This is a genomic window from Pseudarthrobacter sp. NPDC092424 (genome assembly GCF_044754925.1).
GTDB lineage: Bacteria > Actinomycetota > Actinomycetes > Actinomycetales > Micrococcaceae > Arthrobacter.
In genome coordinates, this window is record NZ_JBIVQC010000001.1 from 613,040 (window position 1) to 634,979 (window position 21,940).

The following is a 21,940-nucleotide window of genomic DNA, read 5'->3' on the forward strand; positions in this document are numbered from 1 at the left end:
CGCTTCCGCCCTGTGATTGCCGGGGTGTGAGACAATAAGCGTGGCTGGAAGCCGATCCACATTCGGACTCCGGTCCGGTGGCTTGTTTGCAAGACCGCCAATGATGAGCAGGGCAGGCTTCGGTTTTATTCGGATCAGACTCCCGCGACTCCATTGGGCGGCACCTGGTTGTGGCACGTAGAACAACGGGTTTCAGAACATCCTGCCGGCTCCCAAGGGCTGCCGCACCCCAACGCCGGTGCGAACCTGGGAGTATCCACTTGACTTCTGTCAACGCCTGCGGGTTTTGACAATATTTGCCCCAATGGGTGCCGGATGTGGCGGTACGTCAGGGGCAGGAGTGTTGCCACATATGGAAAATGAACAAGGTTTGGCCGTTAACGAAGATGCTGGTGCGGCGGCCGCAGTTGCCCCCAAGAAGGCCGCCAGGACCCGGCGCAAGGCTGCGCCCGGGAAGGACGCCGCAGAAGTAACGGCAGCGGATAGTCCGACTGCGGCCGGGACTGCTCCGGCTGGGTCTGCACCGACCACGTCTGCACCGACCACGTCTGCACCGACCACTTCTGCGCCGGCCGAGGCTGCCGCTGGAGCAGGTTCTGCAGAGGAAACTCCGGTCCCGGCCAAAGCTGCCCCGGCCCGGCGCACGCGGTCCCGCAAGAAGCCGGACGCAGCAGAGCCCGCTGCTGAAACGGCTCAAACAGGTGCGGAAGTTCCCCCGGCCGAGGCAACTGCCCACGAACCTGGCGCGCCGGCAGAATCCAGCCAGGACACCCCAGACGGGCCGGACGCGAAGCCGGTGCGCCGCCGTCGTACGTCAACGCGCAAGGTGCAGGCCGCCACTGGCGCGGAAACGGCGGAAGCCGGCCTTGAACCAGCAGTGGTGGGAGCAGCAGCTGCAGCCACCGCGGTGGAAGCGCCTGCCACCGCACCGTCCGCCGAAGAACCTGTCGCCGCGCCCGGGACAGAGGAACCTGTCGCCGCGCAAGCCGCCACCGCGGAACCCGCCAGCGAAGAACCGGTCGAAGAAACAGCCCCCGCCACAGCGTTTGGCTCGCTGTTCATGGAACCCGGTTCGGCTACCTCGGTCCTGTTCCAGGCCCCGGACCTGAGCACTGTTGCCCGTCCGGCGGCAGCCGCCGTGGAAGCGGACCAGGAAGACGAGGACGAGGACGACTCCGAGGAATCCGGCAACCGGCGCCGCCGCCGCAGCCGGGGCCGTCGGGGCCGCAGCCGCTCTGACCGCGACGTCGAAACCGTGGACGGCCAGGAAGGCTCAGACACCACGGACGGCGCCGACGAGGACTCCACCGGGCCGGCCGAGGATGGCGTGGTGACGTCCCGCCGCCGGCGCCGCCGCCGTCGTGGCGACCAGGACCTTGAACTCACCGGCGGCGAGGACGATGACCCGCCCAACACGGTGACCCGCGTCCGCGCCCCCCGCTCCGTAAGCGACGTTCCGGCCAGCAACCGCGTCACCAGCGTCAAGGGTTCCACCCGACTGGAGGCCAAGAAGCAGCGCCGCCGCGAATCGCGGGACACCGGCCGCCGCCGCACCGTCATCACTGAGGCCGAGTTCCTGGCTCGCCGGGAATCCGTGGACCGCCAGATGATCGTCCGCCAGCGCGATGACAGAATCCAGATCGGCGTCCTGGAAGACGGCGTGCTGGCAGAGCACTTTGTCTCCAAAACCCAGCAGGACTCGCTGATCGGCAACGTTTACCTGGGCAAGGTCCAGAACGTGCTGCCCTCCATGGAAGCTGCGTTCGTGGACATCGGACGCGGCCGAAACGCCGTCCTTTACGCCGGCGAAGTCAACTGGGACGCCGTGAACCTCGAGGGCAAGCAGCGCCGCATCGAAAACGCGCTGAAGTCCGGGGATACCGTGCTGGTCCAGGTCACCAAGGACCCGGTGGGCCACAAGGGCGCGCGCCTCACCAGCCAGATTTCGCTGCCGGGGCGCTACCTGGTGTACGTTCCGGGCGGCTCCATGACCGGCATCTCCCGGAAGCTGCCGGACGTGGAACGCAACCGCCTCAAGCGCATCCTCAAGGACCGCCTCCCGGAGCACGCCGGGGTCATCGTGCGTACGGCCGCCGAAGGCGCCTCCGAGGAAGAGCTGACGCACGACATCAACCGCCTCCGCGCGCAGTGGGAGGGCATCGAGAGCCAGTCCAGGTCCACCAAGATTCTTGCCCCGGAACTGCTCTACGGCGAACCTGACCTGACCATCAAAGTGGTCCGTGACGTCTTCAACGAGGACTTCTCCAAGCTCATCGTTTCCGGCGAGGAAGCCTGGGACACCATCGAGGCCTACGTGACCTATGTGGCCCCGGACCTGGTGGGCCGGCTGGAAAAATGGACCCAGGACCAGGACATCTTCTCCGCCTGGCGCATCGACGAGCAGATCCACAAGGCCCTGGAACGCAAGGTCTTCCTGCCCTCGGGCGGCTCTCTGGTGATCGACCGGACCGAAGCCATGACCGTGGTGGACGTCAACACCGGCAAGTTCACGGGCAGCGGCGGAAACCTGGAAGAGACCGTCACCAAGAACAACCTTGAGGCAGCCGAGGAAGTGGTGCGCCAGCTGCGCCTCCGGGACATCGGCGGCATCATCGTCATCGACTTCATCGACATGGTGCTCGAGTCCAACCGCGACCTGGTCCTGCGCCGCCTGGTGGAGTGCCTGGGCCGTGACCGCACCAAGCACCAGGTTGCCGAGGTCACCTCGCTCGGCCTGGTCCAGATGACCCGCAAGCGCATGGGCACCGGACTCCTGGAAGTCTTCGGTGAGCAGTGCGAGGCCTGCGCAGGCCGCGGCATGATCACCCACGACGATCCCGTGGAGCACCGCCGCGCCAACACTGTGGCCGCCGAACACCACGTTCACCGCGCCGACAACCGCGGCGAGGCCAGGGGGGAGGGGTCCCGCAACGAGAACCAGCGCGGCGACGCCAACCAGCCGGGCGGTCGCCCGGAGCGCAAGCGCCGGCGCGGACGGGGCGGCCAGCAGGTTGAGGCAACACCGGCACCCGCGGTCCAGGTCCACACGGTCCACCCGGACCCTTCGGATGCCGAACGCCACGCCAAGGCAGAAGCTACCCGCCTGGCCCTGGCCAACATTGCCGCAGCCGCCCACGCAGCGCACCTGCACGATGACGAGGTGGCCGCAGGCAAGCAGGCAGCGCCGGCTCCCGCTGCCGGGCCCGTTCCCGCTGGACGCGGCGAAGAGGCGGAAAAGAGCGACGCCGGTGCTTCCGCCCGGCCCGCAGCCGTCCTCACCTTTGGCGGCGAGAAGGTCGCGCTGCCGTTCGTGGAGCACACGGAAGAGCAACAGCCCCAGCCCTCACTGTCCCTGGACCGGCTGGCCGAGGCGTTCGCCCACCTGGGTGAGCCTGCCCGGCAGCCTGACGCCGTGCCCGCCGTTGCGGACGCTGACTCCGCCGCGCCGGCCCCTTCGGCTGCTCCAGCTGCTGCGGCTCCGGCAGTTGCGGCCGCCGAAAAGGACTACTCCGACCACACGCTTGAGCAGTCCCGCCAGCGCAGGCCGCGGCGCAACCGCAGCGCCAGCCGTGCCCAGGGCGCAGCCAACGCAACCACGGTGGAGCAGCACGAAAACGTGCCCGCCCCGGCTGCCGGGCACTCCCACGCGGCCAAGGCTCCGGAGCCTGCACCGGCCGCCGCGCCGGGAACCGCCCGGCCCGCCGGGAAGCGGGCCGAGGAGCCCATCATCCTGGGTGTCGGTGTGCCGGCGTCGGAGCTGTAGTTCCGCGCAAACGCCCTCCGGAAGTCCCCGTCTCATGGACGCTGCCCCTTGAACTACAGGGGGAGTTGTTCATAAGGCGGGGATTTCTGCGTCCGGGACGGCAAGAGGACTAGGCTGGGAAACCGACACGGGGTGCCGCGCAGAGGGCCGGCTGAGATCCAGACCCGTTGAACCTGTCCGGTTAGCACCGGCGAAGGGATGTCTCTTGTCGTCGACCACTGTCCAGCTGCAACCGCCGGAAACCACTGCCACAGTGCGCAGCGTTCCGCGGGTCCTGTCCATTGCGGGTTCCGATCCCTCCGGCGGCGCGGGCATCCAGGCGGACCTGAAGAGCATCGCCGCCCTCGGTGGCTACGGAATGGCTGCCATCACCGCGCTCACTGCGCAAAACACCCGTGGCGTGCGTGCGGTGCATGTTCCGCCCGCAGCCTTCCTTGCACAGCAGCTGGACGCCATCAGCGAAGACATCACCGTGGACGCGGTCAAGATCGGCATGCTGGGGGAGGCCGCGGTGATTGAGGTGGTCCGGACCTGGCTCGAAAAGGCGCGCCCGGCCGTCGTCGTCCTCGATCCGGTGATGGTTGCCACCAGCGGTGACCGGCTCCTTCAGGAGTCCGCCGAGGCCGCGCTGGGGGACCTGTTGCCGCTGGCCGACCTCATCACCCCCAACCTGGCCGAACTTGCCCTCCTGGCAGGCGGCGGGCTGCAGTCGACCTGGGTCGGCGCGCTGGACCAGGGCCGCTGCCTTGCCCGGACCACGGGAGCCACCATCCTGGTTAAGGGCGGCCACCTCGCCGGCCGGGACTGCCCGGATGCCCTGGTGGATACGTCCGGCCGACTGTCGGCGGAGGTGGTGGAACTGCCGGGGGAGCGGATCGCTACGCGGAACAGCCACGGTACGGGCTGCTCGCTGTCGTCGGCCATGGCCACGATGCAGGCCCGGCTGGGTGACTGGGAAGCGTCGCTGCGGGAGGTCAAGCCGTGGCTCGCGGGCGCCCTCGCCGCTTCGGATCGGCTCTCCGTGGGAACCGGCAACGGGCCCGTGCACCATTTCCACCACCAGCCGGTTTTCCGGGCGGAGGGCTCCTTCGCCCAACAGCTTTGGGCTGACGCCGAGGATCACCTCGGGCAAATCCACGCCCTGCCGTTCATTCGGTCGCTGGCCGCCGGCACCCTGCCCGAAAGCGAATTCGCGTATTACCTCGCCCAGGATGCCATCTACCTGGCCGGGTACTCCCGCGTGCTGGCGAGGGCCAGTGCGCTGGCCCCCACGGAGGCGGAACAGCTCTTCTGGGCCAGGTCCGCGCAGCAGTGCCTTGAAGTTGAATCCGGGCTGCACCGGTCCTGGCTGAACACGAGGCCTGCCCAGGGCGGACTTGGCCCCGTGACCAAGGCGTACGTGGACCACCTGACTGCGGCGTCGGCGTCGGGCAGTTATGCGGTACTGGCCGCTGCGGTCCTGCCCTGTTTCTGGCTGTATGCGGAGGTGGGGCGGACTCTGCACGCAGCTTTCGTGGCAGCGGGTGAGCCAGCAGGCCATCCGTACGCCGAATGGCTGCGCACCTACGCGGACGAGGCCTTCGCGGCGGCAACGCGCCGGGCGGTGGCGATTGTGGATGATGCCGGCCGGAACGCGTCTGAGGCCGACCGGGCTGCCATGGCAACGGCGTTCCGGCAGTCCTGCCGCCTGGAAGTGGATTTTTTCGACGCGCCGCGCCTTCATTGCTGACCCCGGCGGGGCCCCGCCGCGGCTAATATAGTGACGCACGGTCCCGGCGCCGGAGCAACCTGTGGCCACTATCACAGACGACCCGCCGGAACCAGCCTCATTTGCGGCCGAAGCCAAAACTAGCGTATTCTAGATCTTCGGTGCTTACGCCAACACTTGGGTTATGACCCTGGGGGGCCGCCGCGTGTCCAGGACATGCAGCGGAATCTTCCGGGATAGCTCACGGGTTCCCCCGGGAAATCCACGGCGTTGAGGCACAGCGGAAACCCAGCCATTCAGCGCCGGGTGCCGCACGCAAATTTAGTAATAAACGTCGAGAGAAGTGAGTTCCCAAGTGGTGTACGCGATTGTCCGCGCAGGCGGCCGCCAAGAGAAGGTTTCCGTTGGAGACTTCGTTACCCTGAACCGCGTCGCCGGTGGAGCCGGCAGCACCATTGAGCTGCCCGCACTGCTCCTGGTAGACGGTGACAAGGTCACCTCCGCCGCTGCTGACCTGGCCAAGGTGACTGTTACGGCTGAGATCCTCCAGGACCTCCGTGGTCCTAAGATTGTCATCCAGAAGTTCAAGAACAAGACCGGTTACAAGAAGCGCCAGGGTCACCGCCAGGAACTGACCAAGGTCAAGATCACCGGCATCAAGTAACCACCGGTTACTGTTCAGCTTTTTCAGCAGATTCCCCAGAATTTAGAGGCAGGCATTTCAGATGGCACATAAAAAGGGCGCGAGCTCCACTCGCAACGGTCGTGACTCCAACGCTCAGTACCTCGGCGTGAAGCGCTTCGGCGGCCAGGTTGTTTCCGCAGGCGAGATCATCGTCCGCCAGCGCGGCACCCACTTCCACCCGGGCGCCGGCGTTGGCCGTGGCGGCGACGACACCCTGTTCGCACTGACCCCGGGCGCCGTTGAATTCGGCACCCGCCGCGGTCGTCGCGTCGTCAACATCGTTGCTGCTGCAGCTGCAGAGTAACAAACAGTTCTGAAGCGGTGGAGCGGGCCATACGGTCCGCTCCACTGTTCTTTTAACCGCATTACAATCGTCTTGGCGTCCAGCGGCGCCGGGAAACAGCATTTGAGGAGATCCACGTGGCCAGCTTTGTAGACCGGGTAGTACTGCACGTATCCGGCGGTACCGGCGGCCATGGGTGCGTCTCCGTCCACCGTGAGAAGTTCAAGCCCCTCGGCGGGCCCGACGGCGGCAACGGCGGCAACGGCGGGGACGTCATCCTCCGCGTGGACCACCAGACCACCACCCTGCTTGACTACCACCACGCACCGCACCGGCACGCCACCAACGGCGGCCCCGGAATGGGCGACTGGCGCGGCGGCAAGAATGGCGAGACCCTGGTCCTGCCCGTTCCGGACGGCACGGTCGTCAAGTCCAAGGACGGCACCGTCCTTGCGGACCTCGTCGGCGAAGGCGCCGAGTTCGTCGCGGCCGCCGGGGGGATCGGCGGCCTGGGCAACGCCGCCCTGTCCTCGCAGAAGCGCCGGGCTCCCGGATTTGCGCTGCTCGGCATCGAAGGCGAATCGCGCGACATCGTCCTGGAGCTGAAGTCCATTGCGGACATCGCGTTGGTCGGCTTCCCTTCCGCGGGCAAGTCCAGCCTCATCGCGGCCATGTCTGCCGCACGGCCCAAGATTGCCGATTATCCCTTCACCACCCTCATTCCCAACCTCGGCGTGGTGCAGGCAGGCGACGTCCGCTTCACCATTGCCGACGTGCCCGGGCTGATCGAGGGCGCCAGCGAGGGCAAGGGCCTCGGCCACCACTTCCTGCGCCACGTGGAGCGCTGCGCCGCGCTGGTCCATGTCCTGGACTGCGGCACCCTCGAATCGGACCGCGATCCGCTCTCCGACCTCGCAATCATCGAGGCTGAACTCGAGAAGTACGCCGTGGACATGAGCTACGCCGGGCAGAACGGCGAAGTCGTCCCGTTGAACCACCGCCCGCGCCTGGTGGCCCTGAACAAAGTGGACCTTCCGGACGGCAAGGACATGGCCGAGTTCGTCCGCCCCGAGCTTGAGTCCCGCGGCTACCGCGTCTTTGAGGTTTCCGCCACCAGCCATGAAGGCCTGCGCCAGTTGGGCTTTGCCATGGCTGAAATCGTCAAGGCCGCCCGCGATGCCGTGGCCGCAGCCCCGCCCAAGGTGCAGCCTGTTGTCCTGCGTCCCCGCGCCGTCAATGAGACCGGCTTCCGGATCCGCCGCGAAGAGAAGGGCCTGGAGCCGCTGTTCCGCGTCCTCGGCGAAAAGCCCGTGCGCTGGGTCAAGCAGACGGACTTCACCAACGAGGAAGCCATCGGCTACCTGGCTGACCGCCTGGCCAAGCTGGGCGTGGAAACCGAGCTGTTCAAGCAGGGGGCCAAGCCCGGCGACACCGTGGTTATCGGCGAGGACGACGGCGTTGTCTTCGATTGGGAGCCCACCATGATGGCAGGCGCCGAACTCCTGGCGTCCCCGCGCGGCACCGACGTCCGGTTCGCGGACATCGGCGACCGTCCCACCCGCAGCCAGAAGCGCGAAGAGCAGCAGGAACGCAAGGATGCCAAGGCTGCGGCCCGGGCCGAGCTTGAGGCTGAGCGCAAGGCCGGCATCTGGACCGAGTCCGTGAGCAGCCGCCGCGTGGCCAAGCCCCTCAAGGAGAGTGGACTGGACGCAGGCGATGAGTTCTAGGCCCGCCGACGCGCGCGCATCCGCGCCTGCCCCGATAGCGGTACCCGCGTCAGACCGGAGCGTACTGGCCAATGCCCGCAGGATCGTGGTCAAGGTCGGTTCGTCGTCCCTGACGAGTATCAAGGGAGGCATCTCCGAGGAGTCACTGACCAGCCTCGCAGACGCCCTCGCGGCCAAGCGCAACACCGGTGCCGAGATCATCCTGGTGTCCTCCGGTGCCATCGCCGCGGGACTCGCTCCGCTGGGACTGGCCAAACGCCCCCGTGACCTGGCTACCCAGCAGGCTGCTGCCAGCGTGGGCCAGGGCCTGCTCATGGCCCGGTACACCCAGGCCTTCGGTGCCCACGGCGTGACCGTCAGCCAGGTCCTCCTCACCGCGGAGGACCTCATGCGCCGAAGCCAGCACGCCAATGCCTTCCGGGCGCTCAACCGGCTCCTGAACCTCGGTGTGGTGCCGGTGGTCAACGAGAACGACACCGTGGCCACGCATGAGATCCGTTTCGGAGACAACGACCGCCTCGCCGCCCTGGTGGCGCACCTGGTCCGGGCCGACGCGCTGGTGCTGCTCTCCGACGTCGACTCCCTCTATGACGGTCCGCCTTCCCAAGGTGCCAAGCGGATTCCACTGGTGGAAGGCCCGCAGGACCTGGAGGGCGTCTCCATCGGCAAGGCGGGCAAGGCCGGCGTCGGCACCGGCGGCATGATGACCAAGGTCGAGGCAGCCACCATGGCCGCCGGCTCCGGCATCCACGCCCTTGTCACCTCTACGCCCAACGCCGCGGCCGCGCTTAGCGGCGAGGACGTGGGGACCTGGTTTACGGTAAACGGTGCCCGCAAGCCCGTCCGTCTCCTCTGGCTGGCGCACGTCGCGTCCGTGCAGGGCCGCCTGGTCGTTGACGAAGGAGCGGTCCGGGCCGTCCGGCATCACCGGACTTCCCTGCTCCCGGCCGGGATTTCCGCGGTGCACGGCGAGTTTGAAGCAGGCGACGCCGTCGAGATAGCGGGCGCGGACGGCACCGTCGTGGCGCGCGGCCTGGTCAACTACTCTTCGGCCGAGCTGCCACGCATGCTGGGCCGGACCACCAGGGACCTCGGCGAGGAACTGGGCAGCGGCTATGAGCGTGAAGTTGTTCATGTTGACGACCTGGTGCTGGTCCGGGCCGCCCGCTCGCCTAAACTTGGAACATGACTGAGGCCCTGATCCACAACGCTGTTGAAAATTCCGGAGAGACCAACGCTGCTGCCCTGGCGCAGCCGCTGGAATCCGCGGAGTCTCCGGCGTCGGGCACTGCTCCCGTATCCGCCGATGAAGTCGAGGCGGGCGTCCACGCCATTGCGGACCGCTCGCGCCACGCGGCCCGCCGGATGGCCACGGCGAACCGGGCCTGGAAGGACCGGGCGCTGCGCGCCGTCTCTGCTGCACTGCAAGAAAACCAGCAGGACATCCTCGCAGCCAACGCTAGGGACGTGGCCAGGGGCAAGTCCAATGGAACCTCCGCGGCCATGCTGGACCGTCTCACGCTGACGCCGGCCCGCATCCAGGGGCTCGCCGACGCCCTGGAGAACCTGGCCAACCTGCCGGACCCTGTAGGAAACGTGGTCCGTGGCCAGACACTGCCCAACGGCCTGCGCCTGCGCCAGGTCAACGTTCCCATGGGCGTGGTGGCAGCCATCTACGAGGCACGCCCCAATGTCACCGTGGACATCGCCGGCCTCGCGCTCAAGAGCGGCAACGCCGTCATCCTCCGCGGCGGAAGCGCCGCGGAGTCCACCAACGAGGTCCTGGTGCGGATCCTGCGCGGGGCCCTGGAATCCGTGGGGCTGCCCGCCGACGCCGTCCAGACGGTGGACCAGTACGGCCGCGCCGGTGCCACGGCGCTGATGCGGGCCCGCGGACGGGTAGACGTCCTGATTCCCCGCGGCGGCCGCGACCTGATCCAGTCCGTCGTCACCAACTCCGCCGTGCCCGTCATCGAAACAGGCGAGGGCAACGTGCACATCTTCATCGATGAATCGGCCGGCGAAGAGATGGCCGTGGAGATCCTCCTGAACGCCAAGACCCAGCGCCCCAGCGTCTGCAACACCGTGGAGACGCTGCTGGTGCACTCGCGTTCCACGGTCCTTCCCGCCGTCGCCACGGCCCTGCACAAAGCCGGCGTCCGGCTGCACGTGGACGAACGTGTCCGCGCTGCCCTGCCGGCAGGCATAGAGGCCGAAGCCGCCACGGACGAGGACTGGGGGACCGAGTACATGGACCTGGATCTGGCCGTGGCCATGGTGGACAACCTGGACCAGGCCGTCCAGCACATCCGCACGTGGTCCACGGGCCACACCGAGGCCATTCTCACCAACAACCTGGCCAACGCCGAGCGGTTCATCGCCGAGATCGATTCGGCGGCGGTAATCGTCAACGCCTCCACCCGCTTCACGGACGGCGGCGAGCTGGGCCTGGGAGCCGAGGTGGGCATTTCCACGCAGAAGCTGCACGCGCGCGGTCCCATGGGCCTGACGGAGCTCACCACCACTAAGTGGATCGTCCAGGGCGAGGGCCAGGTCCGCGGGTAGCAACGCGGTAACATAGACCAGAACCATTCGCAGCGGTCACTTCCGCTGCCGCAATTCCTGAACCCTAGGGGAGAACATGCTGTTCCAGCAGATTGCCATGACCGCAGCCGCTGAGGCCGAAGAACACGAACTTGCTCCGCTCTGGGCAGAGCCGTGGGTCTTCGGTGTGGTCATTTTCGCCATCCTGCTGGTGATGATGTTCATCACCCTCTCCTACACCAACCTGGGCAACCGGCACGAGGTGACCGAAGAACACGCCGACCCGCACCGCCAGCACCCGAACAAGCACGATCACGGGCAGGGCCACTAACATTTCGCGCGCTCTGCACCGTCAAGGTGCCACCGGCCGGCTGCGGGTAGGCGTGATGGGCGGGACGTTCGACCCCATCCATCACGGCCACCTCGTGGCTGCCAGCGAAGTTGCCGCCGAGTTCGAACTGGACGAGGTGATTTTTGTCCCCACGGGACAGCCGTGGCAGAAGTCCCACAAACAGGTCAGTGAAGCGGAACACCGCTACCTCATGACCGTGATTGCCACAGCTTCGAACCCCCGGTTCACCGTCAGCCGCGTGGACGTGGAACGGCCCGGCCCCACCTACACCATCGACACGCTCCGCGACCTGCGGGCCCAGCGGCCGGAGGCGGACCTCTTCTTCATCACCGGCGCGGATGCGCTGGCCCAGATCCTTTCCTGGAAGGACATTGACGAGCTTTGGTCATTGGCCCACTTTGTGGGCGTCACCCGGCCAGGACATGTCCTGGACGGCATGGGACGGGACGACGTCAGCCTGCTCGAAGTGCCGGCCATGGCCATCTCCTCGACGGACTGCCGCAGCCGCGTGGCCGCGAACAATCCGGTCTGGTACCTGGTGCCGGACGGAGTAGTGCAATACATCGCCAAATACGGCCTCTACGCGGACGTACCGCCTGCCGGGACAGACGCCGGGGCCGGTGCACGTGAACCAGCAAGTACTGAATGAGTCCTCCATGAGTCACGAACAGCCCCCCATCCCCAGCCGCCGGGAACTCCGAAAAGCCCGCGACGCACAGCGAGCGGCCGCCGCCGCAAATACGCACGACGACGGACAGGCACCGGCCGTTTCCGGCAAGCCTTCGTCCGCTGCTGCTCCCGCCCCGGCCCCGGGCGCTGCCCCTGCCCCTGTCCCGTCCGCTGTGCCCGCAGCGGCGCGCCCGGTTCCGGCGGAACGCTCCTCGCAGGTCCGCGCCCGGGACCGCGCGACGCTCCGTGCCATCAAAGAGATGGAGGAGAAGGAAAGCCAGCTCTCGGCGGGCGGTCCCGTGACGCGGCGCCAGCTCCGGCTCCAGCAGCTCAAGGAACAGGCCCTGACCGGGCTGAACACGGTGGTCCCGCCGGCAGGGGCGGACGCCCCGCCCGCAGCTGCGGACTCCAGCGGACCTGCTGCCTCCGAGGATGACCGGCAGGGCGGCGGGAATGGCCCGGGGCCCCAGGCCATGACGGTGGAACAGGCACTCGCGGCACGCTCCCTGATCGCCGAGCAGGCGCGCAACCAGATCGCCAGGATGGAGCACATTGCATCGCTGGATCCGGAAGCCGTCGACCCGGAAATCCTCGCAGAGCAGATCGCCCTTGCGGAGCGCGCGGCCGTGATGAACCGCCGGGCCATGGCACGGCAAAAACTGGCTGAACAGGCGTCAGTTCCCCTGCCCAGGGACGCCGCATCGAAAGAACGGCAGGCGCCCTCCACGGCCACCAACCTGGCAATGGTCACACCGCTGGAGTTCGTCCAGGTTCCCGGCGTGGACCGTCCCGTGATGAAGCCTCCGGCCACGTCCTATGTGCCTGTCACCACGCACCAGGGCACCAAAGTTCCGGTGCGCGGGACCAACGCGCCGGCTGCCCCGGACAGCGGCTCGGGAGCCGGCGCTCCAACGCGTCCCGCGGTTCCGGTTCCCGGCGCCTCCGGCCCGAAGCGGTCCCACATGATTGCGCGCGCCGAGGCCGCAGCGCGCGCTGCGGGGGCAGAACAGTCCATGCGGCAGCGCCCGGCATCGCGCCAGGCGGTGCAGGTGGAGCCGGCAGCAGCGCAACGGCCCGCGCCGGAGCCGGCGGCCGAGCCCTTGGCGGACGACCTTTTGGAGAACCTTCCCCGTGTTCCGGCCGCATCGGCCTACGGCCTGGAGCCGCTGGACGCAGCCACGGCAGGGCTGGCCCGGGCCAACCGCAACCGGATGCTTCAGATCTTCGTCCTGGCACTGGGCATCGTGGCGCTCATTGCCGGGATTATCCTCATCATCAGCGGATTCTCCGGCTAGCAGTCCGGCCGCGCCAACAGTATTTTTAACCCAACAAGGAGTCCCGTGACTGCATCAGAATCATCCATCACCACAGCCCGCGCTGCCGCCAAGGCTGCTGCTGACAAGCTCGCCCAGGACGTGGTGGGCCTGGACGTCAGCGAGCGCCTGGCGCTGGCGGACGTTTTCCTCATTGCTTCGGCACCCAGCGAACGCCAGGTTAATGCGATCGTGGACGGAATCGAGGAAGAACTGGCCAAGCTGGACCTGCGTCCGGTCCGCCGCGAGGGCCGTTCCGGCGGCCGCTGGGTCCTGCTGGACTACTCGGATATCGTGATCCACGTTCAGCATGAAGAGGACCGCGTGTTCTACGCCCTGGAGCGGCTCTGGAAGGACTGCCCCGTGGTGGACCTGGAGCTCGGAGACGACGCTTCTGCCAAGGCCGCCGTGGCCGCCGAAGGCGAGTAGGACCAGGGGAACCCGCCGAATATGCCCGATTTGGAATTTTCGGAATTGCTGTTCTAAGATATTTGAGTTGCTCCGGGGAGACCACGGAAAAACGCTCACGGAGCGGCAATAGTTCGGGGCTGTGGCGCAGCTGGTAGCGCACCTGCATGGCATGCAGGGGGTCAGGGGTTCGAGTCCCCTCAGCTCCACAAGACGATCCGCCGGAACCTTTGGTTCCGGCGGATTTTTTTGTGGCCCGGTGTGTTAACTTTTGGCCGTTTGGCGGTTCATCAATCTGGAAGCAGCGGTTCACGGCCCGGTTCGTTTCCGGCGGCACGCCGATTGGCGCCCGGCGCGAAAGTGCATTAAGCTGATCAGGTTGCTCCGGCGGAAACCGCCGGGACTGCAACAATCCGGGGCTGTGGCGCAGCTGGTAGCGCACCTGCATGGCATGCAGGGGGTCAGGGGTTCGAGTCCCCTCAGCTCCACGGATATGAAAAACACCCCGGTCTTCGGACCGGGGTGTTTTTCATTGCCCGTATTGTTTTCCGGCGCCTGCTTCAGGGCCGCGAATCCGCCTCACAGCCAGCTGGTACGGCGCAGGGGCGGTTCCTTGCCGCCTGCGCGCTGGACCAGAACCTGGTTGACACCCGTGAGCCCGTTCTCGAACCCCACGGCGCTGGAGGCCATGTACAGCCGCCACACCCTGGCGCGCCCGCCGCCGGCCAGCCTGACGGCCTCGTCCCAGTTCTCTTCCAGCCGCCGTACCCACGCCCGCAGGGTCAGGGCATAGTGCCGGCGCAGGGCCTCCACATCCAGCACTTCGAAGCGGGCCGCTTCCAGCGCCGTCACCATCTCGCCCAGGCTGATCATTTCGCCGTCGGGAAACACGTAGCGGGGGATAAACGAATCCGGATCCGGGTCGGTGGGGCCGGCGTTCCACGAGATCGCGTGGTTCAGCAGCCTCCCGCCGGGCTTCAGCAGTGCATACAGGGCAGCCGCATAGCCAGGGGTCTGCTCCCGGCCCACGTGCTCGGACATTCCGATGGAGCTGATGGCATCGAAAGGCCCGTCAGTGACGTCGCGGTAGTCCTGGACCCGGATCTCCACCTTGCCCGAAAGCCCCGCATCAGCCACCCGGCGCCGCGCCAGGTCCGCCTGTTCCGACGAGAGAGTCACTCCCACCACCGTGGCCCCGTACTTCCCGGCGGCGTGCAGGGCGAAGCTGCCCCAGCCGCAGCCAACGTCCAGTACCCGCATGCCCGGTTCCAGGCCCAGCTTCCGGCACACGAGGTCGAGCTTGGCCTCTTGGGCAGCCTCCAGCCCGGGTCCTCCCGATGACGTGTCGGGCTGGCTGTCCGGGTGGTCGTCTCCGGGCCAGACCGCGCACGAGTAGACCATCGAAGGACCCAGCACCAGGGAGTAGAACCCGTTGCCCACGTCGTAGTGATGGGAGATCGCTGCAGAGTCGCGGCGCCGCGAGTGCAGGCGTCCCCGCCGCGCTATCTTTGCTTCCTCCGGGGGCGGAGCCGGGTTGGGGCCCAGCGCGCCCAGCCGGACGGCGGTCCGCAGTAATGTCCAGAGTTCGCCCGGGGTCGGAGCGCGGAACGGGCCCGGCTCGGCAAACTTGCCGGCCGAGCTCAGTGCGGCAAACGCAGCAAAGATATCGCCTGGCGCGTCGATTTCCCCTGCCACATAGGCCCGGCTCAGGCCCAGCTGGCCAGGAGACCAGAGCATGCGCCGCAGGGCGCGGCGCGAACGGAATTCGATAACGGGAGCCCCCTCGGGGCCCGCCTCCGACCCGTCCCACGCCCTAAGCCGCAGGGGTATTGTTTTCGTCCCCAGGACAATGCCAAGGGCTTTGCTGAGCAGTCCGGCCGCGCCGTCGCTTCGCGTCATGGTGGTCCTCCCGTCCCCGTGTGTGCCCAGACTATGGCCATGGCGCCCCGCCCGGCTATGACGCGCCGGGCAACTCATGCCGCCAACTACCGTCCGGCTATCATGGGGGAGTGAATCCCACCCGCGCCGACGTCGTGGTGATCGGGGCGGGCCAGGCCGGCCTTTCCGCCGCCTACCACCTCCGGCGCCGCGGCCTGGACTTCGTAGTCCTCGACGCCGAAGAGGGCCCAGGCGGCGCCTGGCGGCACCGCTGGAGGAGCCTGCGGATGGCCACCGTGAACGGAATCAGCGACCTCCCCGGCATTGCCAAACCCACGCCTGACCCCCGGGAACCGAGCTCCGAATTCCTCACCCGGTACTTCAGCGGCTATGAGGAAGAACTTGGCCTCGACGTGCACCGGCCGGTCAAAGTCCGCTCAGTGCACCGGGAAGATGCGGACCCGGCCGGGCGGCTCCTCGTCAGGACAGACAAAGGCGACTGGAGCGCCCGGGCCATCATCAATGCCACCGGTACCTGGACCCGGCCTTTCTGGCCCCTCTATCCCGGGCGGGAAACCTTCCGTGGCCGGCAGTTGCACGTGGCCGACTATGTCTCCCGGGATGAATTCGCGGGGCGGCATGTGGTTGTGGTGGGAGGCGGCATCTCGGCCGTAGGCCTGCTGGATGAAATCTCCCAGGTCACCACCACCACCTGGTTCACCCGCCGGGAGCCGGTGTGGCGGGACGCGGAGTTCGACGCCCAGGCCGGCCACGACGCCGTCGCGCTTGTGGAAGAGCGGGTCCGCCAGGGGCTGCCGCCGCAAAGCGTTGTCTCGGTGACCGGGCTCATCTGGACGCCGGCACTGCGGGCCGCAGCAGCACGCGGGGTGCTGGATCGGCGCCCGATGTTTACCGCAATCGAACCGGACGGTGTCCGCTTGGCGGACGGTGGTTTCCTGGCTGCCGGCGCCATTCTCTGGGCCACCGGCTTCAGGGCCGAACTCGAGCACCTGGCACCGCTGGGGCTCCGCGGCCCCGGCGGCGGCATTGCCATGGACGGAACCCGGGTGGCAGCGGAGCCGCGCGTACACCTGGCGGGTTACGGTCCGTCGTCGTCCACTATCGGCGCAAACCGGGCAGGGCGTGCAGCGGTAAACTCCATCCTCAAACTCCCCGGCATCGCACCAGGCCAGGCGGCGCCGGCATGGGGCTGACAGGCCCTTTCCGCGCAGCGGCAACCAGCAGGAACACCCCCACAACCCGGAAGGCGGCACCAGCGACGTGACAGCACCCACCCTTGAGGACATCTTCGGGGTCCTGCGCCGCCGGCCGGATGTGGAAGCGTCCAACCTCCAGGCCTGGGACGCCACGGACCGCCTCCTGCTGGAGACAGCATCCGTCCACGTCCGGCCCGGCAGCACGGTTGCCGTCATCGGCGACCGCTACGGCGCCCTGACCCTGGGCGCCCGCACAGTCCTCCAGCCGGGAACGCTGCGGGTGCACCAGGACCTGATCACGGGGGAGCGCGCGCTGCAGCTGAACGCGGCCGCCCTTGCCGCGGCCTACCCGGCAGCGGGATATTCGCCGGCGCAGGAGGAAACGGCACACCAGGAAGCAGCGCACCAGGCAGGAACGCACGACGGCGGCGGCCCTTCCGCGCCGGGCTTCCGGCAGATGCCGCTGGGCCCCGCCCTGCTCGCCGGAGCGGAAACGGTCCTGATGCAGCTGCCCAAGACCCTCGCCGAACTGGACGAGGCCGCCGCAGCCGTTGCCCGGTACGCCGCACCGGGCGCCGTGCTCCTGGCCGGCGGCCGGGTCAAGCACATGTCCCTGGGCATGAACGCCGTCCTGGCCAGGCATTTCCAAACCGTCCAGCCCCAGCACGCCCGGCAGAAGTCGCGGGTGCTGCTGGCCACAGGCCCTCGACCGGACACGGAGGCCGCCCGCTTTCCCGCCGTCGAACACCTCGCCGAACTGGACCTGGACGTCGCCGCGCATGGTGCGGTATTCGCAGGGGCCAGGCTGGACATCGGGACCCGGTTCCTCCTGGCGTTCCTGCCGGAGATGAAACCCGCCCGCCATGCCGTGGACCTGGGCTGCGGCACGGGCATCCTGGCAGCAATGTACGCCCGCCAGTTTCCCAAGGCAGCCGTGACGGCTTCGGACCAATCCGCTGCCGCGGTGGCTTCCGCGCGCGCCACGGCGGAGGCGAACGGACTGGGGGAGCGCATCAGTGTCCTGCAGGACGACGCCCTCAGTACGCTCCCGGATGCGGCGGCAGGGCTGGTCCTCCTGAATCCGCCATTCCATGTGGGCGCGGGTGTGCACGCAGGCGCAGGACTGAAGCTTATTACCGCCGCGGGCCGGGTCCTGGAACCGGGAGGCGAGCTGTGGACAGTATTCAACCGGCACCTGCCGTACCTGCCGGCATTGGAACGCGAGGTGGGGCCAACGGTGGTGAAGGGCCAGAACCCCAAGTTCACGGTGACCCGCAGCCTGCGCCGGGCCTGACCGCAGCCGCAACCGGTGGCCAGCCGGGCACCCGGCTGACCTGCCCCACGCCGCCTGACCTGCCCCACGCCGCCTGACCTGCCTCACGCCGCCTGACCTGCCTCACGCCGTCTGACCTGCCCCACGCCGTCTGACCTGCCCCCGCCACGCCGCAGCGGCGTATGGGCCGGCCCGGGCGTGTACCGTACGATTTCAAGCAGCACCATATCCGGGTGGCCGAAGACGTTTAGGGGACGCAGTGACTGAGACCCGCCAATCCGCGCCAAGGCGAGGAACCAACCTGCCCCGGATGGGCGACTTCAACCTCACGGTGATCCTGGATGCGATCCGGCGCGCAGGCGGCGGCCTGAGCCGCGTGGAGCTGGCCCAGATCGTGGGTCTTTCGCCGCAGACCATCTCCAATATTTCGCGGAGGCTTCTGGACCAGAACCTCATCGTCGAAGCGGGCAAAGAAGGCAGCGGACCCGGCAAGCCCCGCACCATTCTCCGGCTCAACCCCGGCGGCATGTACGCGCTGGGCGTGCACCTGGACCCCGCCGTTACCACCCTGGTGGTGCTGGATCTGGTGGGTGCGGTAGTGCAGCACGCACGGATTGAAACCCCCGGCGGCAATGATCCCGCTGCCGTCATTTCCACCATTGCCGCCGGGATCGCGGATCTGGTCACCGACTCAGGCGTTGACCGGGGACGGATTGCCGGACTTGGCATCGCCGCGCCCGGCCCCATCGACCCCGAACACGGTACCGTGGTGGACCCGCCCCTGCTGCAGGGCTGGGACCGGGTGGAGCTTCGTAACGCACTGTCCGAGGCCACCGGCTACTCCGTCCTGATGGACAAGGACGGCACCAGCGCGGCGGTGGCGGAAACCTGGGCCGGCGGTCCCAGCGGTGCGGGAAGCTTCGTTTTCATGTATATGGGCACCGGCATTGGCTGCGGAATCGTCCTTAACGATGAAGTAGTCCGCGGCACCTCCGGCAACGCCGGCGAAATAGGGCACATCGTGGTTGATCCGGACGGCCCGCTGTGCGACTGCGGCCAGCGCGGCTGCGTGAAGTCCTCTGCCATCCCGCAGGTCCTCGTTGCCGAAGCCGAGGCGGCAGGCATCCTGAACGGCCTGCGCGCCGGCAACAGCGGAGCTGAAATCCAGCAGAGTTTCGGGCAGTTGTGCGACCTCGCCGACGGCGGAGATCAAAGGGCACTGGCAATCATCGACAAGTCCGCCCTGCTGGTGGCGCGCGCAGCTTCCGTGGTGGCCAACGCGCTGGACGTGGAGCGCGTGGTGTTCGGGGGCCCGTTCTGGAGCCGGCTTTCCGGCCGTTACCTGGAGCTGGTGCCGGAGATGCTGGACGCCAACAGTGCAGCGCGGCTCATCCACCCCATCGAGGTGGTGGGCACTGGGGTGGGCGAGGATGTGGGGGCCATCGGCGCCGCGTCGCTGGTCCTGGAAGATGCACTCGCACCCCGTGCGCAGCGCCTGCTGTTGGAGTCCTGAACCATGGCCCGGACCACCCGCCGCTCCGCGCTGAAGGCAGGGGCCGTTGCGGCCGCAGCTCTGATGGGCCTCACCTCCTGCGCGCCGGGGTCCGACGCTGACTCCGCCACCACCCTTAAGGTGGCCTACCAGAAGACGGATTCATTCATTGCCCTGGACGCCATGTTCCAGGCCGCCAAGAAGGACTTTGAGGCGGCGCATCCGGGCGTCACCGTGGAGCTGCAGCCGATCGAGGGCAACGACGAGGATTACGGAACCAAGCTGGCGCTGGCTTTGCGCTCACCGGCCACGGCGCCGGACGTGTTTTACGAGGACACCTTCAAGGTCCGTTCCGATGTTGACGCCGGCTACCTGCTCAAGCTGGACTCCCACCTTGGCCAATGGGACGGCTGGGGAGCCTTCGAGGAAGCAGCGAAGGCGGCGGGAAAGGCGGACGACGGCGGCACGTACGCAGTGCCCCTGGGCACCGACACCCGGGTCATCTGGTACAACAAGAAAGTTTTCGCCGCCGCCGGGATCAATGTCCCGTGGCAGCCGAAGAGCTGGCAGGACATCCTCACGGCCGCACGCACCATCAAGGCGAAGGACCCTGACGTCATTCCCTTCAACATGTATGCGGGCAAGGGCACCGGCGAAGGCACCGTCATGCAGGGCTTCTACGAGCTCCTGTACGGCACGGGAACCGGGCTCTATGACGACGAAACCGGCAAGTGGGTGGTGGGCTCGGCAGGCTTCACTGATTCCCTGGACTTCCTGAAGACGCTCTACGACGAGGAACTCGCAGTGTCTCCCGCGGAAGCGCTGGATGGAAACGTCTGGAAGAAGGTGTTTGGCGAATGGTTCCCCAAGGCCCGCCTGGGCGGCACCGTGGAAGGTTCCTACGCGCCGTCGTTCTGGCAGGAGGGAGGCAGCTACGAATGGCCGGGCTATGCGCAGGACATGGGTGTGGCCCCTTTCCCCACCCGCGACGGCGCTGCCCCGGGCGCGGTGAGCATGTCCGGAGGCTGGACGCTGGCTGTGGGTTCGGGCACCAAGGACCCTGACCTGGCCTTCAGCTTCCTCACGACGGCACTGGGCATGGAGAATTCGCTGGCGTTCACCCTGGCCAGCTCGCAGATTGCCGTGCGCAAGGACGTTGCCGCGCATCCCGACTACCAGTCCGCCAATCCCTTCGTGCGGGACGTTTCCGCCGTGGTGCCGGTTACCCGGTACCGTCCGGCCACCTCAGACTATCCCCGGATTTCGGCTGCGGTGCAGGAAGCCACGGAAGCGGTGATTACCGGTGCCCGGACACCCGCGGAGGCCGCGGCCGGCTATGACGCCGCCGTGGAGCAGATCGTGGGCGCCGAAAACACCGTCCGGAAGTAGCCCGTGTCCGCCGCTGCCCGCCCGCGGCAGGCCCTCCGGTACCTTCCGGTCCTGCCCGCCGTCCTGCTACTGCTGGTTTTCCTTGCCGGGCCCGTGGCCTGGGCGTTCCACGCATCCTTGACCAATGCCGGTCTTACCGGCCGCAGCGCCCGCAACCCGCAGTGGATCGGACTGGAGAACTACGCCCGGCTGCTTGGGGATCCGGTATTCCCCCTGTCCCTGGCGGTGACGCTGGTATTCGTGCTGGGGTCGGCCGTTCTGGGCCAAAACCTGCTGGGCCTGGCATTGGCGGTACTGATGCGCCGGGCGCGGCCGGGCGTCTCGGCAGCCGTGGGCACGGCGGTGGTGGCGGCGTGGGTGCTGCCCGAGATTGTGGCCGCCTTTGCCGCCTATGCCTATTTCAACCGCGACGGGACCCTGAACCAGCTCCTCGCGGGGCTGGGCCTGCCGGGCGCGGACTGGCTCTATTCCTTTCCCGTGGCGGCGGTGATGATGGCCAACGTGTGGCGGGGGACGGCGTTTTCCATGCTGGTGTACCGTGCGGCGCTGGACGATGTTCCGGCCGAGGTGGCGGAGGCGGCCCAGGTGGACGGTGCCACAGGGTGGCAGCGGCTGGCGTTCATCACCCTGCCCATCATCCGGGGCAGCATCGCGACGAACCTGATGCTGGTCACGCTCCAGACATTGGCGGTGTTCACCCTCATCTGGGTCATGACGGCCGGCGGTCCGGCCGACGCCAGCACTACGTTGCCCGTCCTGGCTTACGTGGAAGCGTTCCGCTTTGGGGACATCGGTTACGGAACGGCCGTGGCTGTGGTGCTGCTGTTGATCGGGGCCGTGTTCGGGGCGGCCTACATCCGGTTGCTGCGCGGAGCCCGGGCGTGAAGCGGAGGGGGAGCACGCCTGCGGACGCGGCGCTCCTGGGAGTGGGCGCCTGCTTCCTGCTGCCGCTGCTGTGGCTGGTACTGGCTTCCCTGGACACCCGGGCGGGCCACGAAACCCGCCTGCCGGAGCAGCCCGGCCTGGCCAACTTCGCCGCCGTCATGACGCCGGAGCTGGTGCTGCAGCCCCTGTGGAACAGCGTGGTCCTCTCTGCCGGCACCGGTGCGGTGACCCTGGGCGCGGCCGTGCTGGCGGCCTATCCGGCTCTTCGGAATCAAGGGTGTAGCGAGGGTCTGAAACCTCCGGCCTCGAGCAGGCTCCTGGCTGTGTAGTTCGCGAGGTTGCGGAAGCCGAGCG

At 67.8% G+C, this 21,940-nt stretch carries 18 protein-coding genes, 2 tRNA genes and 1 riboswitch; of the genes, 19 read left to right on the forward strand and 1 reads right to left on the reverse strand.

What is annotated here, in order from left to right; translation table 11 throughout:
* Positions 1-352: 352 nt before the first annotated feature.
* The 13 genes from ACIQCN_RS02920 to ACIQCN_RS02980 all read left to right on the forward strand — a co-directional run bounded on the left by ACIQCN_RS02920 (position 353) and on the right by ACIQCN_RS02980 (position 13,940).
* The gene (locus ACIQCN_RS02920; RefSeq protein WP_400609301.1) at positions 353-3,763 is read left to right on the forward strand and encodes an Rne/Rng family ribonuclease; all 3,411 of its coding nucleotides are present in this window, start codon (positions 353-355) and stop codon (positions 3,761-3,763) included.
* Between the two features lie 118 nt (positions 3,764-3,881).
* Positions 3,882-3,979: riboswitch (TPP riboswitch) on the forward strand.
* Entirely contained in the window at positions 3,969-5,492 is a 1,524-nt protein-coding gene (locus ACIQCN_RS02925) for a bifunctional hydroxymethylpyrimidine kinase/phosphomethylpyrimidine kinase (protein WP_400609303.1), read from the forward strand. Its footprint overlaps the riboswitch before it by 11 nt.
* A gap of 334 nt (positions 5,493-5,826) precedes the next feature.
* Positions 5,827-6,135, forward strand: coding sequence for a 50S ribosomal protein L21 (rplU, locus tag ACIQCN_RS02930; RefSeq protein WP_003803420.1), 309 nt, complete (start codon positions 5,827-5,829; stop codon positions 6,133-6,135).
* Between the two features lie 61 nt (positions 6,136-6,196).
* Positions 6,197-6,460 carry a 50S ribosomal protein L27 gene (gene rpmA, locus ACIQCN_RS02935; protein ID WP_009372867.1) on the forward strand — a complete coding sequence of 88 codons (264 nt, stop codon included), beginning with the start codon at positions 6,197-6,199 and terminating at the stop codon, positions 6,458-6,460.
* A 116-nt stretch (positions 6,461-6,576) separates the two neighbouring features.
* Complete coding sequence (obgE, locus tag ACIQCN_RS02940; RefSeq protein WP_400603464.1) at positions 6,577-8,166, forward strand: GTPase ObgE; 1,590 nt, start codon at positions 6,577-6,579, stop codon at positions 8,164-8,166.
* Entirely contained in the window at positions 8,156-9,355 is a 1,200-nt protein-coding gene (proB, locus tag ACIQCN_RS02945) for a glutamate 5-kinase (RefSeq protein ID WP_400609305.1), read from the forward strand. Before obgE ends, proB begins: the two co-directional genes overlap by 11 nt.
* Positions 9,352-10,731, forward strand: a complete 1,380-nt coding sequence (locus ACIQCN_RS02950) for a glutamate-5-semialdehyde dehydrogenase (protein WP_400609307.1) — start codon at positions 9,352-9,354, stop codon at positions 10,729-10,731. Before proB ends, ACIQCN_RS02950 begins: the two co-directional genes overlap by 4 nt.
* A 76-nt stretch (positions 10,732-10,807) precedes the next feature.
* Positions 10,808-11,041 carry a hypothetical protein gene (locus ACIQCN_RS02955; protein WP_377216029.1) on the forward strand — a complete coding sequence of 78 codons (234 nt, stop codon included), beginning with the start codon at positions 10,808-10,810 and terminating at the stop codon, positions 11,039-11,041.
* Between the two features lie 40 nt (positions 11,042-11,081).
* Positions 11,082-11,711, forward strand: a complete 630-nt coding sequence (gene nadD, locus ACIQCN_RS02960; protein ID WP_400604273.1) for a nicotinate-nucleotide adenylyltransferase — start codon at positions 11,082-11,084, stop codon at positions 11,709-11,711.
* A gap of 7 nt (positions 11,712-11,718) precedes the next feature.
* Positions 11,719-13,026 (forward strand): hypothetical protein, encoded by a 1,308-nt coding sequence (locus ACIQCN_RS02965; RefSeq protein ID WP_400609309.1) that lies wholly within the window; start codon positions 11,719-11,721, stop codon positions 13,024-13,026.
* A 45-nt stretch (positions 13,027-13,071) separates the two neighbouring features.
* A complete protein-coding gene (gene rsfS / locus ACIQCN_RS02970) occupies positions 13,072-13,473 on the forward strand; it encodes a ribosome silencing factor (RefSeq protein ID WP_400609311.1) in 402 nt (133 codons plus the stop codon).
* A gap of 115 nt (positions 13,474-13,588) precedes the next feature.
* Positions 13,589-13,661: transfer RNA gene (locus ACIQCN_RS02975), tRNA-Ala, on the forward strand.
* Positions 13,662-13,867: 206 nt separating this feature from the next.
* Positions 13,868-13,940: transfer RNA gene (locus ACIQCN_RS02980), tRNA-Ala, on the forward strand.
* A 91-nt stretch (positions 13,941-14,031) separates the two neighbouring features.
* Here ACIQCN_RS02980 and ACIQCN_RS02985 read toward each other — a convergent pair.
* On the reverse strand, positions 14,032-15,351 hold the full coding sequence (locus ACIQCN_RS02985; protein ID WP_400609313.1) for a class I SAM-dependent methyltransferase: 1,320 nt from the start codon (positions 15,349-15,351) through the stop codon (positions 14,032-14,034).
* A gap of 110 nt (positions 15,352-15,461) precedes the next feature.
* Between ACIQCN_RS02985 and ACIQCN_RS02990 the strand changes: the two genes are divergently transcribed.
* From ACIQCN_RS02990 to ACIQCN_RS03015, 6 genes are all read left to right on the forward strand, one after another.
* On the forward strand, positions 15,462-16,544 hold the full coding sequence (locus tag ACIQCN_RS02990; RefSeq protein WP_400609315.1) for an FAD-dependent oxidoreductase: 1,083 nt from the start codon (positions 15,462-15,464) through the stop codon (positions 16,542-16,544).
* A 67-nt stretch (positions 16,545-16,611) separates the two neighbouring features.
* Positions 16,612-17,841 carry a class I SAM-dependent methyltransferase gene (locus tag ACIQCN_RS02995; protein ID WP_400603471.1) on the forward strand — a complete coding sequence of 410 codons (1,230 nt, stop codon included), beginning with the start codon at positions 16,612-16,614 and terminating at the stop codon, positions 17,839-17,841.
* Positions 17,842-18,130: 289 nt separating this feature from the next.
* Positions 18,131-19,333 (forward strand): ROK family transcriptional regulator, encoded by a 1,203-nt coding sequence (locus tag ACIQCN_RS03000; protein ID WP_400604274.1) that lies wholly within the window; start codon positions 18,131-18,133, stop codon positions 19,331-19,333.
* Between the two features lie 3 nt (positions 19,334-19,336).
* A complete protein-coding gene (locus ACIQCN_RS03005; protein ID WP_400603472.1) occupies positions 19,337-20,701 on the forward strand; it encodes an extracellular solute-binding protein in 1,365 nt (454 codons plus the stop codon).
* A 3-nt stretch (positions 20,702-20,704) separates the two neighbouring features.
* A complete protein-coding gene (locus ACIQCN_RS03010; protein WP_400603473.1) occupies positions 20,705-21,586 on the forward strand; it encodes a carbohydrate ABC transporter permease in 882 nt (293 codons plus the stop codon).
* A complete protein-coding gene (locus ACIQCN_RS03015; protein ID WP_400609317.1) occupies positions 21,583-21,915 on the forward strand; it encodes a hypothetical protein in 333 nt (110 codons plus the stop codon). Before ACIQCN_RS03010 ends, ACIQCN_RS03015 begins: the two co-directional genes overlap by 4 nt.
* The last annotated feature ends 25 nt before the right edge of the window (positions 21,916-21,940 follow it).